General features: G+C 68.8%; 12 protein-coding genes and 1 pseudogene. All 13 read right to left on the reverse strand.

Annotation, left to right across the window (positions count from 1 at the left end):
- Nucleotides 1-67: 67 nt before the first annotated feature.
- Nucleotides 68-2,059 carry a chemotaxis protein CheA gene (locus QP512_RS09600; RefSeq protein WP_286071880.1) on the reverse strand — a complete coding sequence of 664 codons (1,992 nt, stop codon included), beginning with the start codon at nt 2,057-2,059 and terminating at the stop codon, nt 68-70.
- 45 nt (nt 2,060-2,104) lie between these two features.
- The gene (locus QP512_RS09605) at nt 2,105-2,470 is read right to left on the reverse strand and encodes a response regulator (protein WP_005409521.1); all 366 of its coding nucleotides are present in this window, start codon (nt 2,468-2,470) and stop codon (nt 2,105-2,107) included.
- A complete protein-coding gene (locus QP512_RS09610; RefSeq protein ID WP_005409522.1) occupies nt 2,467-2,775 on the reverse strand; it encodes an STAS domain-containing protein in 309 nt (102 codons plus the stop codon). The genes QP512_RS09605 and QP512_RS09610 overlap by 4 nt, the downstream gene beginning before the upstream one ends.
- Nucleotides 2,776-2,856: 81 nt before the next feature.
- Nucleotides 2,857-4,047: a chemotaxis protein CheW gene (locus QP512_RS09615; RefSeq protein WP_286071881.1), complete on the reverse strand. Its 1,191-nt coding sequence runs from the start codon at nt 4,045-4,047 to the stop codon at nt 2,857-2,859.
- Complete coding sequence (locus QP512_RS09620; RefSeq protein ID WP_286071882.1) at nt 4,044-4,826, reverse strand: ParA family protein; 783 nt, start codon at nt 4,824-4,826, stop codon at nt 4,044-4,046. The genes QP512_RS09615 and QP512_RS09620 overlap by 4 nt, the downstream gene beginning before the upstream one ends.
- A 175-nt stretch (nt 4,827-5,001) precedes the next feature.
- Nucleotides 5,002-5,847 (reverse strand): annotated as a pseudogene (gene motD / locus QP512_RS09625) (flagellar motor protein MotD); the annotation flags it as partial.
- Nucleotide 5,848: 1 nt separating this feature from the next.
- Complete coding sequence (locus QP512_RS09630; RefSeq protein WP_005409527.1) at nt 5,849-6,589, reverse strand: flagellar motor protein; 741 nt, start codon at nt 6,587-6,589, stop codon at nt 5,849-5,851.
- 113 nt (nt 6,590-6,702) lie between these two features.
- A complete protein-coding gene (locus tag QP512_RS09635; protein WP_286071884.1) occupies nt 6,703-8,514 on the reverse strand; it encodes a chemotaxis protein CheA in 1,812 nt (603 codons plus the stop codon).
- A 2-nt stretch (nt 8,515-8,516) separates the two neighbouring features.
- The gene (locus tag QP512_RS09640) at nt 8,517-9,122 is read right to left on the reverse strand and encodes a protein phosphatase CheZ (protein ID WP_049465790.1); all 606 of its coding nucleotides are present in this window, start codon (nt 9,120-9,122) and stop codon (nt 8,517-8,519) included.
- Complete coding sequence (gene cheY, locus QP512_RS09645; RefSeq protein WP_006365466.1) at nt 9,122-9,514, reverse strand: chemotaxis response regulator CheY; 393 nt, start codon at nt 9,512-9,514, stop codon at nt 9,122-9,124. The genes QP512_RS09640 and cheY overlap by 1 nt, the downstream gene beginning before the upstream one ends.
- A 57-nt stretch (nt 9,515-9,571) precedes the next feature.
- Nucleotides 9,572-10,315: an RNA polymerase sigma factor FliA gene (locus QP512_RS09650; RefSeq protein WP_075674543.1), complete on the reverse strand. Its 744-nt coding sequence runs from the start codon at nt 10,313-10,315 to the stop codon at nt 9,572-9,574.
- Nucleotides 10,312-11,199, reverse strand: a complete 888-nt coding sequence (locus QP512_RS09655) for a P-loop NTPase (protein ID WP_005409532.1) — start codon at nt 11,197-11,199, stop codon at nt 10,312-10,314. Before QP512_RS09655 ends, QP512_RS09650 begins: the two co-directional genes overlap by 4 nt.
- Nucleotides 11,186-12,814, reverse strand: a complete 1,629-nt coding sequence (gene flhF / locus QP512_RS09660; RefSeq protein ID WP_286071885.1) for a flagellar biosynthesis protein FlhF — start codon at nt 12,812-12,814, stop codon at nt 11,186-11,188. Before flhF ends, QP512_RS09655 begins: the two co-directional genes overlap by 14 nt.
- Nucleotides 12,815-12,899 lie beyond the last annotated feature (85 nt).

Genomic DNA, 12,899 nt, shown 5'->3' on the forward strand with positions numbered 1-12,899 from the left:
AAGCGCGCGCAAACGAAAACCGCCGCCCCTGCGGGCGGCGGTTCCGGGTAAAACGCGGCGCGGCAGGTCAGGCAGCCTGCGGCACGCGCAGCGAGCGCACCAGGCCGCCGATGTCGACGATCAGGGCCACGCGGCCATCGCCGAGGATGGTGGCACCGGACACCCCACCGATACGGCGGTAGTTGTTCTCGATGTTCTTCACCACTACCTGCTGCTGGCCGACCAGCTCGTCTACTTCCAGTGCGATCTTCTGGCCGTCGCCTTCGACCACTACCACCAGCGATTCGCTGCCCGGTGCGCGGTTGCCATAGCCGTAGTACTCGCTAAGCGACAGGATCGGCAGATACTCGCCGCGCACGCGCAGCACGCGGCCTTCGCCGGCCATGCTGCGGATGTCCTCGGGCTGCGGCTGCAGTGCTTCCAGAACATAGGCCAGCGGCAGGATCAGGGTTTCGCCGGCCACGGCCACGGTCATGCCATCGAGGATGGCCAGGGTGAGTGGCAGGCGGATCAGCGTGCGGGTGCCGGCGCCGAGGCTGCTTTCGATCTGCACCTCGCCACCCAGCGCCTGGATGTTGCGGCGGACCACGTCCATGCCGACGCCGCGCCCGGACAGATCGGTGACCGCATCGGCGGTGGAGAAGCCGGGCTGGAAAATCAGGTCCCAGACCTGCGAATCGGTCGGGTTGTCCGGCACGGCCAGGCCGCGCTCGGTGGCCTTGGCCAGGATCTTGGCGCGATCCAGGCCGCGGCCGTCGTCGCTCACTTCGATGACGATGTGCCCGCCCTGGTGCGATGCGGCCAGGGTGATCGTACCGGTTTCGTCCTTGCCCGCGCCGCGACGCACGTCGGGCATTTCCAGGCCGTGGTCGATCGAGTTGCGCACCAGGTGCACCAGCGGATCGGCGATCTTCTCGATCAGGCCCTTGTCCAGCTCGGTGCCTTCGCCGACGGTGCGCAGGCGCACCTGCTTGCCGAGGCGGCTGGACAGGTCGCGGACCAGGCGCGGGAATCGGCGGAACACCGCATCGACCGGCAGCATGCGCACGCCGATCACCGCTTCCTGCAGGTCGCGGGTGTTGCGTTCCAGCTGGTCCAGGCCGGCGAACAGGCTCTCGGCGTGGACCGGATCCAGCGCGTGCGAGACCTGCTTGAGCATGGCCTGGGTGATGACCAGTTCACCGACCAGGTTGATCAGCGCATCGACCTTGTCGACGCTGACGCGGATCGAGGTTTCCGCTTCCTGGCTGGCGCCGCCGCCGGTGGCGGGCGCAGCAGGCGCCGCCGGTACGACGGCAGCCGGTGTGGAAGGGGCGGTTGCAACGGGCGCCTGTGTAGCCAGGCTCGGCGGTGCGGCCGGACGGATGTCCAGTTCGCAGTCGTCCAGCACCCAGGCGAAGGTGTCTTCGATCTTGCTGCGCGGCACTTTGCCGACCAGACCCAGGTCCCACGCCAGGTGGGCCTCGAGCGGGTCGAGCTGGGCAAAGCCGGGTAGGCGTTCCATGCGCGCGGCCACCTGCAGCGAACCGAGGTGTTCCAGTTCGCGGATGATGCGCAGCGGGTCGTTGCCGCTCATGAACAGCGACGGCGCGGGGGTGAAGCCGATCTGCCAGGCTTCCGGCGTGTCGTCCACCTTGGCTGCGGGAGCGGCCGGGGCGCTCGGCGCGGCCTGTCCGGAAAGCACGGCTTCCAGGCGTGCCTTCACAGCAGCGACGGCGGCGGGGTCTGCGGCCTGGCCGTGCTCGGCTTCGCGCAGCAGGGCGCGCAGCACGTCCACCGAGGACAGCATGGCGTCGACGGCGTGGCCTTCCAGCGCCCGCTTGCCGGCGCGCAGCTCATCGAGCAGCGTTTCCAGCACATGGGTCAGGCCGGCGATCGTATCGAAGCCGAAGGTGCCGGCGCCGCCCTTGATCGAGTGGGCGGCGCGGAATACCGAATTGATGATCTCCGCGTCCTGCTGCCCCGATTCCAGGGCCAGCAGGCCAGCCTCCATCGCGTCGAGGCCTTCGCGGCTCTCCTCGAAGAAGGTGGCGTGGAAGCGTTGCAGGTCCATGCTCATGGCAGTGGTGGTCCGGAAGCGAAGAGGGGGAGCGGTGCCGGGCGATCAGCCCAGCACTTTCTGCACGGTGGCGACCAGCTGTTCCGGATTGAACGGCTTGACCAGCCAGCCGGTGGCGCCGGCGGCCTTGCCTTCGGACTTCTTGTCGGCGGCCGATTCGGTGGTCAGCATCAGCAGCGGGGTGAACTTGTAGTCCGGCAGCTGGCGCAGTTCGCGGATCAGCGCGATGCCGTCCATGTTCGGCATGTTGACGTCGGTGACCACCGCATTGAAGCGTTGGCCCTTGGCGCGACCGAGCGCGACCGCGCCGTCTTCGGCTTCTTCGACGGCAAAACCGGCCGAGGTGAGGGCGAAGGAAACCATCTGGCGCATCGACGCCGAATCGTCCACCACCAAGATACGTGCGCTCATGCAGCGTTCTCCACAGATTTCAGGTTGTCATGGGTTACGTCCAGGCCCAGGGCCTGGGTGACGCCCAGCAGGCGCGCGGCGTCACGGAAGGTTGCGGTGCAACCGTGGAAGCCGGTGCCCAGGCCTGCCTCGCGGCGGGCCTGCACGAAGGCACACAGCACCTGCACGGCGGCTGTGTGGATGCGGGCGACCTGGCTTGCATCCAGGGTCAGCTCGCCTGCCTGCGCCACCAGCGGGGCGAGGCGGTTCTTGAGCTCGGTGCTGCTCTCGATGCCGAGATCCTCACCCAGTTCGACAGTGCTCATCGTTGCTCCGGACAAACGGTTCCGTGATCCATAACGGCACCCCGGCGGGGTTCTTTAGAGGAATCGACGCGGTGCGTCGGGTCAGCTCAGCAGCCGGGTGGCGTCGAGCAGGATCATCGGCCGCTGGCTGACGCGTGCCACGCCGCGGAACAGGTCGTTCGAAATCTGGCAGATGCGGGCGGTATCCGGCGGTTCGATCTGCGAATCGGTGAGGTTGGCGACGTCTTCCACTGCCGACACGCGCAGGCCGATGGTCTCGCCGTCCTCTTCCAGTACCACGATGCGGGTCTGGGCGTCGTCCTCCGCTGCCGCGGCGCCGAGGTGCAGGCCGAGGTCCATCACCGGTACCACCTGGCCGCGCAGGTTCATGATGCCGAGCATCGCTGGTGCGGTGCCGCGCAACGGCAGCAGCGGCACCGGCAACACCACTTCCTGCACTTTCAGCAGCTCCAGTGCGTAGGCCTGGGTGCCGCAGCGCAGGCGCAGCCAGCGTGAGGTGCGCTCGCCGGCGCGGCGGTTCTGGGGGTGTGGGCTGCTGGCGGGCTGGTGGGCCTGGGCCTGCAGCTCCTGCCAGCTGCTGGGGCGGTTGCCGGCAGGGGCATCCACGGCCACCCGTGGGGGCGGCGCGACCGCGCTGCGTGCGGCGGGGGCCGGTACGGGGCGCGGCGCCGGGGGCGTGATGACTGCCGGAGGCGGCGTCGGTACGTCCTCGCCACCGGCCGCGGCTTCAAATGCCGCCTGCAGGCCCGGGCTGTCAATGTGGGCGAGCTGATGGCTGTCGGCCGGGTCGGTCTCGTAGATCACTTCGTCGGGCAGGTCATCCCAGGTCGGCTCGCGTTCGGCGGCCGCTTCGCTCGCTGGGCGCGGCCCGGCGCTACCGGCGGTGGCGGCTTGGAAAGCGGCCTCCAGCGCGGCCGGGTCCTCGGCTGGGGCGACGGTTCCTGTTTCGTAGATCACTTCGGCGGGCAGGTCGTCCCAGGTGGGCTCGCGTTCCGTGTCGGTCACGGCCGCGGTCACGGTCACGGGCGTCGATGCGGCGTTGAAGGCGGCCTCCAGGGCTGCGTCGTCTGCAGCGGGCTGTGCGACGACCGCGTCCGTCTCGTAGATGACTTCGGCGGGCAGGTCGTCCCAGGTCGGCTCACGCTCGGGTGCTACCTCGCTCGCCGGGCAGGGGCCGGCGCTATCGGGTGACGGCGTGGCAGGCGGGGGTGCCACAATCGCTTCGCCCAGCAACTCGTCCAGGTAATCGTCCAGTACGCCGGTGCTGTTCATGCGGCCTGCTCCAGGACGCGGGCATCCTCGCCGAGGATCCAGTTCAGGGCGCGGCGATAGGCGGCCAGGCCACGGCCCGGGTAGTCTTCGCCCACGCTCGGCAGGGTCAGGCCGGCGGCATTACTGATGCGGGTGTCGATCGGAATTGCGTCTTCCCACACGCGTGCGCCGTGACGGTCCTGCATGGTGCGCAGCGATTCGTTGCCGGCACGCGTGCGGCGGTCGAACAGGGTCGGCAGGATCGAGATCGGCAGGGGACGGCGGCGCGAGCGCTCGACCATCTCGCCGGTGCGTACCATGCCATCCAGGCCATGCAAGGCCAGCGGCTCGGCCTGCGTCGGGATGATCAGGCGGTCGGCCGCAGCCAGTGCATTGATCATCAGCAGGCCCAGCGTCGGTGCGCAGTCGAGCAGGATGTAGTCGTGCTGGCCCTGGTGGCGCGCCAAGGCGTTCTGCAGGGCCAGGCCGAGGCCGGGCTGGTTGGCGCTGCGGCGCTCCAGCGTGGCCAGCGCCGACTGCGCGCAGACATAGTCCAGCCCTTGGATGCTGCTGGCATGGCACAGGCTGGAGAGATCTGCTGGCGGGGCGCCGAACAGTTCCAGCACGCCGGCCGGCGGCGGGTCCACCGGTACGCCGAAGGCGCGGCTGAGCGAGGCATGGGGATCGAGATCGATCAGCAGCACGCGATGGCCGAGGGCGGCCAGGCCGCGGCCGAGGGCGAGGGTGGTGGTGGTCTTGCCGACTCCGCCCTTCTGGTTGGCGACTGCCCAGATGCGCATCGGTTTACTCCTTCATTGCCGGGGGAACGGCGGCGCCGACACGGCTGCCAGCCGGCACCGGTGGCAACTTCACCGGTGCGATGGGGGAGGTGGGGACGCTGGCCGGAGTTGCGGCGGCTTGTTCGGTTGCGGTGCTGTCGGTGGCGCCGGTGGCTGCGTTCAGGCGCTGGCCGAGCGGATCCACCGAATGCGAGGTGTCGGCCAGGATGATGACCATCACCCGGCGGTTGCGGTTGCGGCCCTGCGCACTGTCGTTGTCTTCGCGCGGGCGGAACTGGCCGTAGCCGACCATCGCCAGCCGCGACGGCTGCACGCCCTGGTCGGCGAACAGGTGGACCACGCTGGCCGCGCGCCCGGCCGACAGTTCCCAGTTCGAGGGGAAGGTGGCGGTGGCGATCGGCACGTTGTCGGTGTGGCCTTCCACGCGCACGCTGTTGGGCACGTCTCGCAGCACCTCGGCCAGGCTGGCCAGCGTCTGACGTGCATGCACGTCCAGCGCGGCCGAGCCGGTCGGGAACAGGATGTCGCTGTTGATCTCGACCTCGATCCACAGCTCGGTACGGCGCACGCTGATCATGCCGCGGTCGATCAGCGGCGCCAGCGCGGCGGTGAGGCGGTCGGCGATGCTGTTGAGCTGGCGCTCGGCGCGGGCGATCTGCTCCTGGTTGTGCACCGACACGGGCATGCGCATCTGCGAGGCCATCGACGGCAGCAGGGTCGGGTCGTGCGAGGGCGCCGGCGCGGACGGGCCGATCTTGGTGCCGGACTTGATCACCGAGGGGCTGTCCCAGCCGCCGCCCTGCACCTGCTTGTTGCCGACCTGCACCGGGTTGATCGTGCGCGGCGCACCCCCGAAGGCATCGGTGAGTGCGTCGGCCATGATCCGGTACTTGCCCTCGTTGACCGAGGAGATCGCGTACATGACCACGAAGAAGGCGAGCAGCAGCGTCATCAGGTCGGCATAGGGGATCGCCCATGCTTCGTGGTTGGCGTGCTCTTCGTGGTGCTTGCGGCGGGCCATGTCAGTGCAGGAAGCCGGAGAGGTTGGTTTCGATGTTGCGCGGGTTCTCGCCCTGGGCGATCGAGATCAGGCCTTCGATGACCATCTCGCGGTCGCGGGTGTTGTGCGAGATCACACTCTTGAGCTTTGCAGCGATCGGCAGGAACAGCAGGTTGGCCGAGGCGATGCCGTAGATGGTGGCGGTGAACGCGGCAGCGATGCCGTGGCCCAGCTTGCTCGGGTCGGCCAGGTTCTTCATGACCGCGATCAGGCCGAGCACGGCGCCGATGATGCCCAGCGTGGGCGCGTAGATGCCCATCGCCTCGAAGACCTTGGCGCCGGCCTGGTCCTGGTGTTCCTGGCTGCCCAGTTCGATTTCCAGCATGTGCCGCATCGATTCGGGTTCGACGCCGTCCACCAGCAGCTGCAGGCCCTTGCGCAGGAACGGGTCCTGCTGCGCTTCCACCTGCGATTCCAGGCCCAGCAGGCCCTGGCGGCGGGCGATGTTGCTCCACTCGACGATCTGCTGGATCAGTTCGCGGCGATCGCTGTGCGGCGGGCGCACGACCCAGCGCACGATCTTGAACGCATGCTTGAACACGGCCGGCGAGGTGTGCAGCAGGATCGCGGCCACGGTACCGACGATGACGATCACAAACGCCGCAGGCGACCACAGCGACGCCAGGCCGGCGCCCTTGAGGATGCTGCCACCGACCAGCGAGGCCAGGGCGAGAAAGAGTCCAATGAGGCTGAGTCTATCCATGGTTCCGGTATCGGCTTGTATGAATGGGACTTGAGACACCGGGAGAATCTGGTGCAACGGAGTTCACAGTTTTCCGCGTCGCCGGGCATGGCCCGGCGCAACCACGACGGGGGTCATCTCAACCCGTCCACGTCCAGGATCAGCGCCATGCGACCATCGCCGATCAAGGTTGCACCGGCATAACCGCGCAGGCCGCGCAGAGCCTTCGGCAGGGGCTTGATGACCACTTCCTCGCGTCCGCGCACCTGGTCCACGACCAGGCCGAAGCGTGCTTCGCCGGCCTGCAGCACCACGATGGTCAGCAGGGTCGAGGCGGCCGGCGTCACATCCAGCCACTGACGCAGATCGACCAGCGGCAGGGTGTGCGAGCGGCGATCAAGCACGGCGCGGCCATCGAACCATCCCAGCGAGGTCCGGGGCGCGTGCAGCACCTCCATCACGCGGGCCAGCGGCAGCGCATAGACGTCCTCGCCGGCCTGCACCAGCAGGGTCGGCAGGATCGCCAGGGTCAGCGGCACGCGGATCAGGAAGCGGCTGCCACGACCCAGTTCCGACTGGATCTGGATCTGGCCGCTCAGTTCGCGGATGCGCGACTGCACCACGTCCATGCCGACGCCACGGCCGGAAATATCGGTGACCTGCTGCTTGGTCGAGAAGCCGGGCAGGAACACCAGGTGCAGGCACTCCTCGCTGCTCAGGCGGGCGGCGGCTTCCGGGTCGATCAGGCCCTTCTCGCGCGCCTTGGCGCGCAGCTTTTCCGGGTCGATGCCGGCGCCATCGTCCTGCACCTCGATACTGACGTAGTCACCTTCCTGCTGGGCGGACAGGCGCACGTGGCCCATCCGTGGCTTGCCCTGGGCCTCGCGCAGCTCGGGCATTTCCACGCCGTGGTCGATGGCGTTGCGGACCAGGTGCACCAGCGGATCGGCCAGCGCTTCGACCAGGTTGCGGTCCAGCTCGGTCTCGGCGCCGATCAGCTCCAGGTCCACTTCCTTCTTGAGCGAGCGGGCGACATCGCGGGCGACCTTGGGAAAGCGCGAGAACACCTTGCCGACCGGCTGCATGCGGGTGCGCATCACCGCCGACTGCAGGCGGGCAGTGGCAATGTCCAGCGTCGATACAGCGCGGTCCAGCTCCTCATCGCGCAGGCGTGCGCGCAGGGTCTTCAGGCGGTTGCGTGACAGCACCAGTTCGCCGATCAGGTTGACGATCGCATCCAGGCGCTTGGTATCCACGCGCACGGTGTGCTCGGCTTCGGCCAGCGGTTTGGCGGCGGGCTTGGCTGCCGGAGCGGCGGCCGCTGGGCGAGGCGCCGGCGGGGCAGCGACCGGCTTGCTGCCGGGCGCGGCGCCACCATGCAGCTGGTCGAGCAGGGCTTCGAACTCGTCTTCGCTGATCAATCCATCGTCGGCCTTCTTCGCCGGTGCGACCGCAGTCGGCGCGTTGCCGCCGTGCAGCTGGTCGAGCAGGGCCTCGAATTCGTCTTCGGTGATCAGGTCGCCGCCAGCGGCAGCCGGTGCGGCGGCGCTCGGGGCTGCGGTACCGCCACCGTGCATGTCGAACTGGGCGATCAGCTCCGGCGGGGCGTAGCCCGGTTCGGTGCCCGACGACACCGCGTCGAGCATTGACTGCAGGTAGTCCAGCGATTGCTGGGCGGCGTCGAAGTGATGGGCCTGCAGCACGGCCTGCCCGGCGCGCGCGATCCCCAGTGCTTCTTCGGCGGCGTGACACAGCTCGACCATGGCGGTGACGCCTAGGAAGCCGGCGCCGCCCTTGAGCGTGTGGTAGCCGCGGAACACCGCGTTGAGCTGCTCGCTGTCCTGCGGCGCCTGCTCCAGCGACACCAGCTGTTCGCCCAGGCGGTCCAGGATTTCCTGTGCCTCGATGATGAAATCGGCAGTGATGTCGTCGGATACCGCGCTCATGGTTACAGCCCCAGATCCGACAACAGGTCGTCGGCGTCGTTCTGCGAGACCGCGTGGCGGTCCAGTCCCTTCAATGCCGGCCCGGCCAGTTCCGGGTCGGTGCGATGCTGTTCCGGCGGCAGGCCGAGTGCGCCGAAACCTTCGTGTACGCGGCGCACGATGCCGACCACGCGCCGGATGATCTGTCCGGTCAGGTCCTGGTAGCTCTGGGTCAGGGCGATTTCGGTGAGGTTGTGGCGGATGCGCTCGAGCTGCGCGTCCTGGCCGGGCTGCAGGCCTTCGGCGCGCAGCTGTTCGGTCAGGCTGCGGCATTCCTCGGCCAGGTCCAGGGTGCGGTGGGTGGCCTGTTCGGTCATCGCCACCACGTGGTCCAGGCGTGCGCAGGCGTCGTCCAGTTCACCGGCTTCGCTCGGCACGGTCGGCAGTTCACCCAGCGCTTGACCCAGCTCGCGGGCCAGCCGCGAAAGGCCGCTCATCATCGGCTGCGTGCGCAGCGCGACCAGTCCGTCGATGCGTTGCCGCCAAGCGGCTTCGTCACCGGACTCCAGCGCGTCCAGGGCTTCCTGCAGGCGCAGGGCGAGGGCGTTCCTGTCGACCGTGGTATCCATCAGGCGCTGGCCGCCAGGCGTTCGAAGATCTTGCCCAGCTTCTCTTCCAGCGTCTGCGCGGTGAACGGCTTGATGATGTAGCCGTTGACGCCGCTCTGTGCCGCTTCGATGATCTGCTCGCGCTTGGCTTCGGCGGTGACCATCAGCACAGGCAGCGTTTTCAGCTTGGCGTCGGCGCGGATCGCCTTCAGCAGCTCGATGCCGGTCATCACCGGCATGTTCCAGTCGGTGACCACGAAATCGAACGGCTGGCTCTGCAGCAACGACAGCGCGGCATGCCCGTCCTCGGCTTCGGCGGTGTTGGTGAAGCCCAGATCGCCCAGCAGGTTCTTGACGATGCGACGCATGGTCGAAAAGTCGTCGACGATCAGGATGCGCATGTTCTTGTTCAAAGCAGAGTTCCTTTGTTGTTCATTCCGGGCGGCCGGGGGCAGCCGCCTCGGGGATGTTCATTCTTCAAGGCCGGCGTCGACCGCCTCGAATATCTTCAGTCGGCCCCGCAGGCGCAGTACCGCCTGGCCGTGGATCTGGCAGACCCGCGATTCGCTCACGCCGAGCACTGCGCCGATCTCCTTCAGGTTCAGCTCCTGCTCGTAGTACAGCGAGAGCACCAGCTGTTCGCGCTCGGGCAGGTGGCCGATGGCCTTGCCCAGCTCGCGGCCGAATTCGCCGCGCTCCAGCACCTGCTGTGGGGTCGGGCCGCCCTGGGCGACGGTGTCCAGCTCGCCCTGGTCCTCGATGCGCGATTCCAGGCTCAGCACCTGGCCGCGTGCGGCGTCTTCCATCAACCGCAGGTACTCTGGCAACGGCATCTCCATCGCCGCGGCCACTTCGGTGGCGCTGGCGGCACGGCCGCTGCTCTGTTCGAGGCGGCGGATGGTGGCGGCGGCGTCACGCGCACGGCGGTGCACCGAACGCGGCACCCAGTCGCCGCGGCGGATCTCGTCGATCATCGAGCCACGGATGCGGATCGAGGCATAGGTCTCGAACGAGGCGCCCTGGTCGGCGTCATAGCTGCGCGAGGCTTCGATCAGGCCCATCATGCCGGCCTGGATCAGGTCGTCCACTTCGACGCTGGCCGGCAACCGCGCAGCCAGGTGGTGGGCGATGCGCCGCACCAGATCCGAGTGCTGGGCGATGACCTCGTTGGCTGCCGAGCGCTGGACCTCCCGGTACTGGGCTGCGCCTTTCATGCGGCCACCCCGCGCTGCTTGAGGATGCGCTCGAGGAAGAACTCGACGCCGCCACGCGGCTCGGTCGGCGCCTGCCAGCGGGCGGTGCGGCGGGCAATCTCGGTGATCGCCAGCGCGGCCGGGCTGGACGGATAAGCCTTCACCACCGGCTGCTGGCGCTGCACCGACAGGCGCAGCCAGTCATCCTGCGGCACGCAGCCCAGGTAGTTCAGCGAGACATCGGCAAGGAACTTCTCGCAGACGCGGGTCAGCTTCTCGTACAGCACGCGGCCTTCGTTGGGATCGCGCACCATGTTGGCCACCACCTGGATGCGGTCCACGCCGCGCTCGCGTGACAGCACCTTGATCAGTGCGTAGGCATCGGTGATCGAAGCCGGTTCGTCACAGACCACCACCACGGTGTCCTGCGCGGCCTGGCAGAAGGTCAGCACGCCGTCGGTGATGCCGGCGGCGGTGTCGACCACCATGATGTCCAGCTCGCGTTCCAGTTCGGAGAACACGTTGACCAGGCCGACATGCTCGGCCGGGGCCAGCTCGGCCATGTGCCGGCGGCCGGACGCGGCCGGGACCACCAGCACGCCATTCGGGCCTTCGACGATGACGTCGTCCAGCGAGCAGCGGCCGGCGACCAGGTCGGCCAGCGTAAAGGTGGGGTTCAGTCCCAGGATCACGTCGATGTTGGCCAGGCCAAGGTCGGCGTCCAGCAGCAGCGTGCGCTTGCCCATGCCGGCCAGTGCCACGGCCAGGTTGGCCGAGACATTGGTCTTGCCCACGCCGCCCTTGCCGCCGGTCACGGCAATGGTGCGCACAGGGCCGAGCGGCTCGCTGCGGGTGGCCGACAGCGGGAAGGTCTTGGTCAGCTTGGCGTACTCACGCGACGGCATGGTTCAACTCCGGGTTGCAGGGCATATCGGCCGCTCGGCGCAAATCTTCAAGGCGAAGTACAAGATTGGCTGCACTGGCCCGGTGCAGGTCGTCCGGAACGTCCTGGCCATCGGTCACCCAGGTGATCGGCAGGGCATGGTCCACGGCCACCGACAGGGCGTTGCCGAAGCGGCCGGTCTCGTCCAGCTTGCTCAGTACCAGGCCCTGCAGGTTGGCGGCGCCGAAGCGGCGGACCACCTCGTCCATGTCGCCGAAGCTGGTGTTGGCCGGCAGCACCAGCAGGGTGCGGACCTGGCGGGCGGCGCGCAGCCACTGCAGCTGGGCGGCCAGTGCGCGGTCGCGCGGGCCCAGCCCGGCGGTGTCGATCAGCACCAGCTTGTAGTCCTTCAGGCGTTCCAGCAGCTGGTCCAGGTCGGTGCCGCTGTTGGCCTCGTGCACGGCGATGCCGAGCTGGCGGCCGTAGCCGTACAGCTGCTCGCGGGCGCCGATGCGGGTGGTGTCGGTGGTCACCAGGGCCACGTCACGCGGCGCGTGCTTCTCGGCGAAGCGCGAGGCCAGCTTGGCGATGGTGGTGGTCTTGCCGGCGCCGGTCGGGCCGACCAGGGCAATCACGCCGCCTTCCTCCAGCGGGTCGACGGGGGCGATCGGCAGCTTGCGCGAGATCAGCCCCAGCATCAGGCCACGGCCACGGTGGGCTTCGGTCTCCAGCGGGATCTGCATGGCCACGTCGCGGGCCAGGCCGGCGTCGAAACCGTACTCGTCCATCAGATCCAGCGCGGTGGCGCGCACCGGGCAGCCACGCAGGCGCTCGTCGGTGAAGCGGTTCATCTCGCGCTCGATCACCTGGCGCATGCCGGCCACTTCCTGGCGCAGCTGGCGGATCTCGGCGTCGTCCTGGGCGACCACGGTCAGCACCGGGGCCGGGGCGAGGGTAGGCTCCGGCGAGGTTTCGATGACGGCGTCGGCCACTGCCGGTTCGCTGGCGGCGATCTCCGGCTGTGCTTCGGTCGGAGCCGCGCCCGGCAGTGGCGGCGGCTGCACGGCGGGGGCCGCGCTTTCGTGATGCATCTCGTGCGGCGGGTCGATCTGGAAGCGGGCACGGTTGGCTGGCGCGCTGGCGGCCGGTGCCGGTGCCGGTGCAACGATGGCCTCGGCGAACGGGGCGAAGATCTGTTCCGGCAGCGCCGGTTCGTTGACGGCAGCTCGGGCCAGGGTCGCGGCGAAGCCGGTGCTGCCGCGGGTCGGCACGATCTCGTCGGCGCTGTCCAGGGTGCGGCCGGTGGCACCGACCGCGGCGCGGGCGAGGGCGGCCACGGCAGAGGTGGTCGCGGCAACCGGTTCCGGAGCGGGGGTGTTGCTGCGACGGCGGGTGACTGCGGCAATGACGGCATCGGCGGCGGTGCGCGGCTTGGGGGCCGGCGGCGGTGCGACATCACGGCGCGAGGCTTCCAGCGCACGCTGCACGGCGCTCTCGTCGTAGTTGGCGGCGGCGACGATCTCGATGCCTTCCTCGATCCGGCGGTTGGACAGGATCACGGCGTCAGGACCATGTTCCTTGCGCACCAGGTTCATGGCCGAGCGCATGTCGGCGGCGACGAATCGTTTGATTTTCATGCTGTGGTCACGGGACGAAGACGGCGGGGTGGCGGTAGGAGAACTCGGGTGGTCGGTGGTCTGCACGGTGCGGGTTCCCCTTGGT

The organism is Stenotrophomonas sp. 57 (genome assembly GCF_030291075.1).
Taxonomy (GTDB): domain Bacteria; phylum Pseudomonadota; class Gammaproteobacteria; order Xanthomonadales; family Xanthomonadaceae; genus Stenotrophomonas.

Coding starts and splice junctions, on each gene's coding strand:
- QP512_RS09600 (WP_286071880.1), bottom strand. CDS start 2,059: ATGAGCATGGACCTGCAACGCTTCCACGCCACCTTCTTCGAGGAGAGC.
- QP512_RS09605 (WP_005409521.1), bottom strand. CDS start 2,470: ATGAGCGCACGTATCTTGGTGGTGGACGATTCGGCGTCGATGCGCCAG.
- QP512_RS09610 (WP_005409522.1), bottom strand. CDS start 2,775: ATGAGCACTGTCGAACTGGGTGAGGATCTCGGCATCGAGAGCAGCACC.
- QP512_RS09615 (WP_286071881.1), bottom strand. CDS start 4,047: ATGAACAGCACCGGCGTACTGGACGATTACCTGGACGAGTTGCTGGGC.
- QP512_RS09620 (WP_286071882.1), bottom strand. CDS start 4,826: ATGCGCATCTGGGCAGTCGCCAACCAGAAGGGCGGAGTCGGCAAGACC.
- QP512_RS09630 (WP_005409527.1), bottom strand. CDS start 6,589: ATGGATAGACTCAGCCTCATTGGACTCTTTCTCGCCCTGGCCTCGCTG.
- QP512_RS09635 (WP_286071884.1), bottom strand. CDS start 8,514: ATGAGCGCGGTATCCGACGACATCACTGCCGATTTCATCATCGAGGCA.
- QP512_RS09640 (WP_049465790.1), bottom strand. CDS start 9,122: ATGGATACCACGGTCGACAGGAACGCCCTCGCCCTGCGCCTGCAGGAA.
- QP512_RS09650 (WP_075674543.1), bottom strand. CDS start 10,315: ATGAAAGGCGCAGCCCAGTACCGGGAGGTCCAGCGCTCGGCAGCCAAC.
- QP512_RS09655 (WP_005409532.1), bottom strand. CDS start 11,199: ATGCCGTCGCGTGAGTACGCCAAGCTGACCAAGACCTTCCCGCTGTCG.
- flhF (WP_286071885.1), bottom strand. CDS start 12,814: ATGAAAATCAAACGATTCGTCGCCGCCGACATGCGCTCGGCCATGAAC.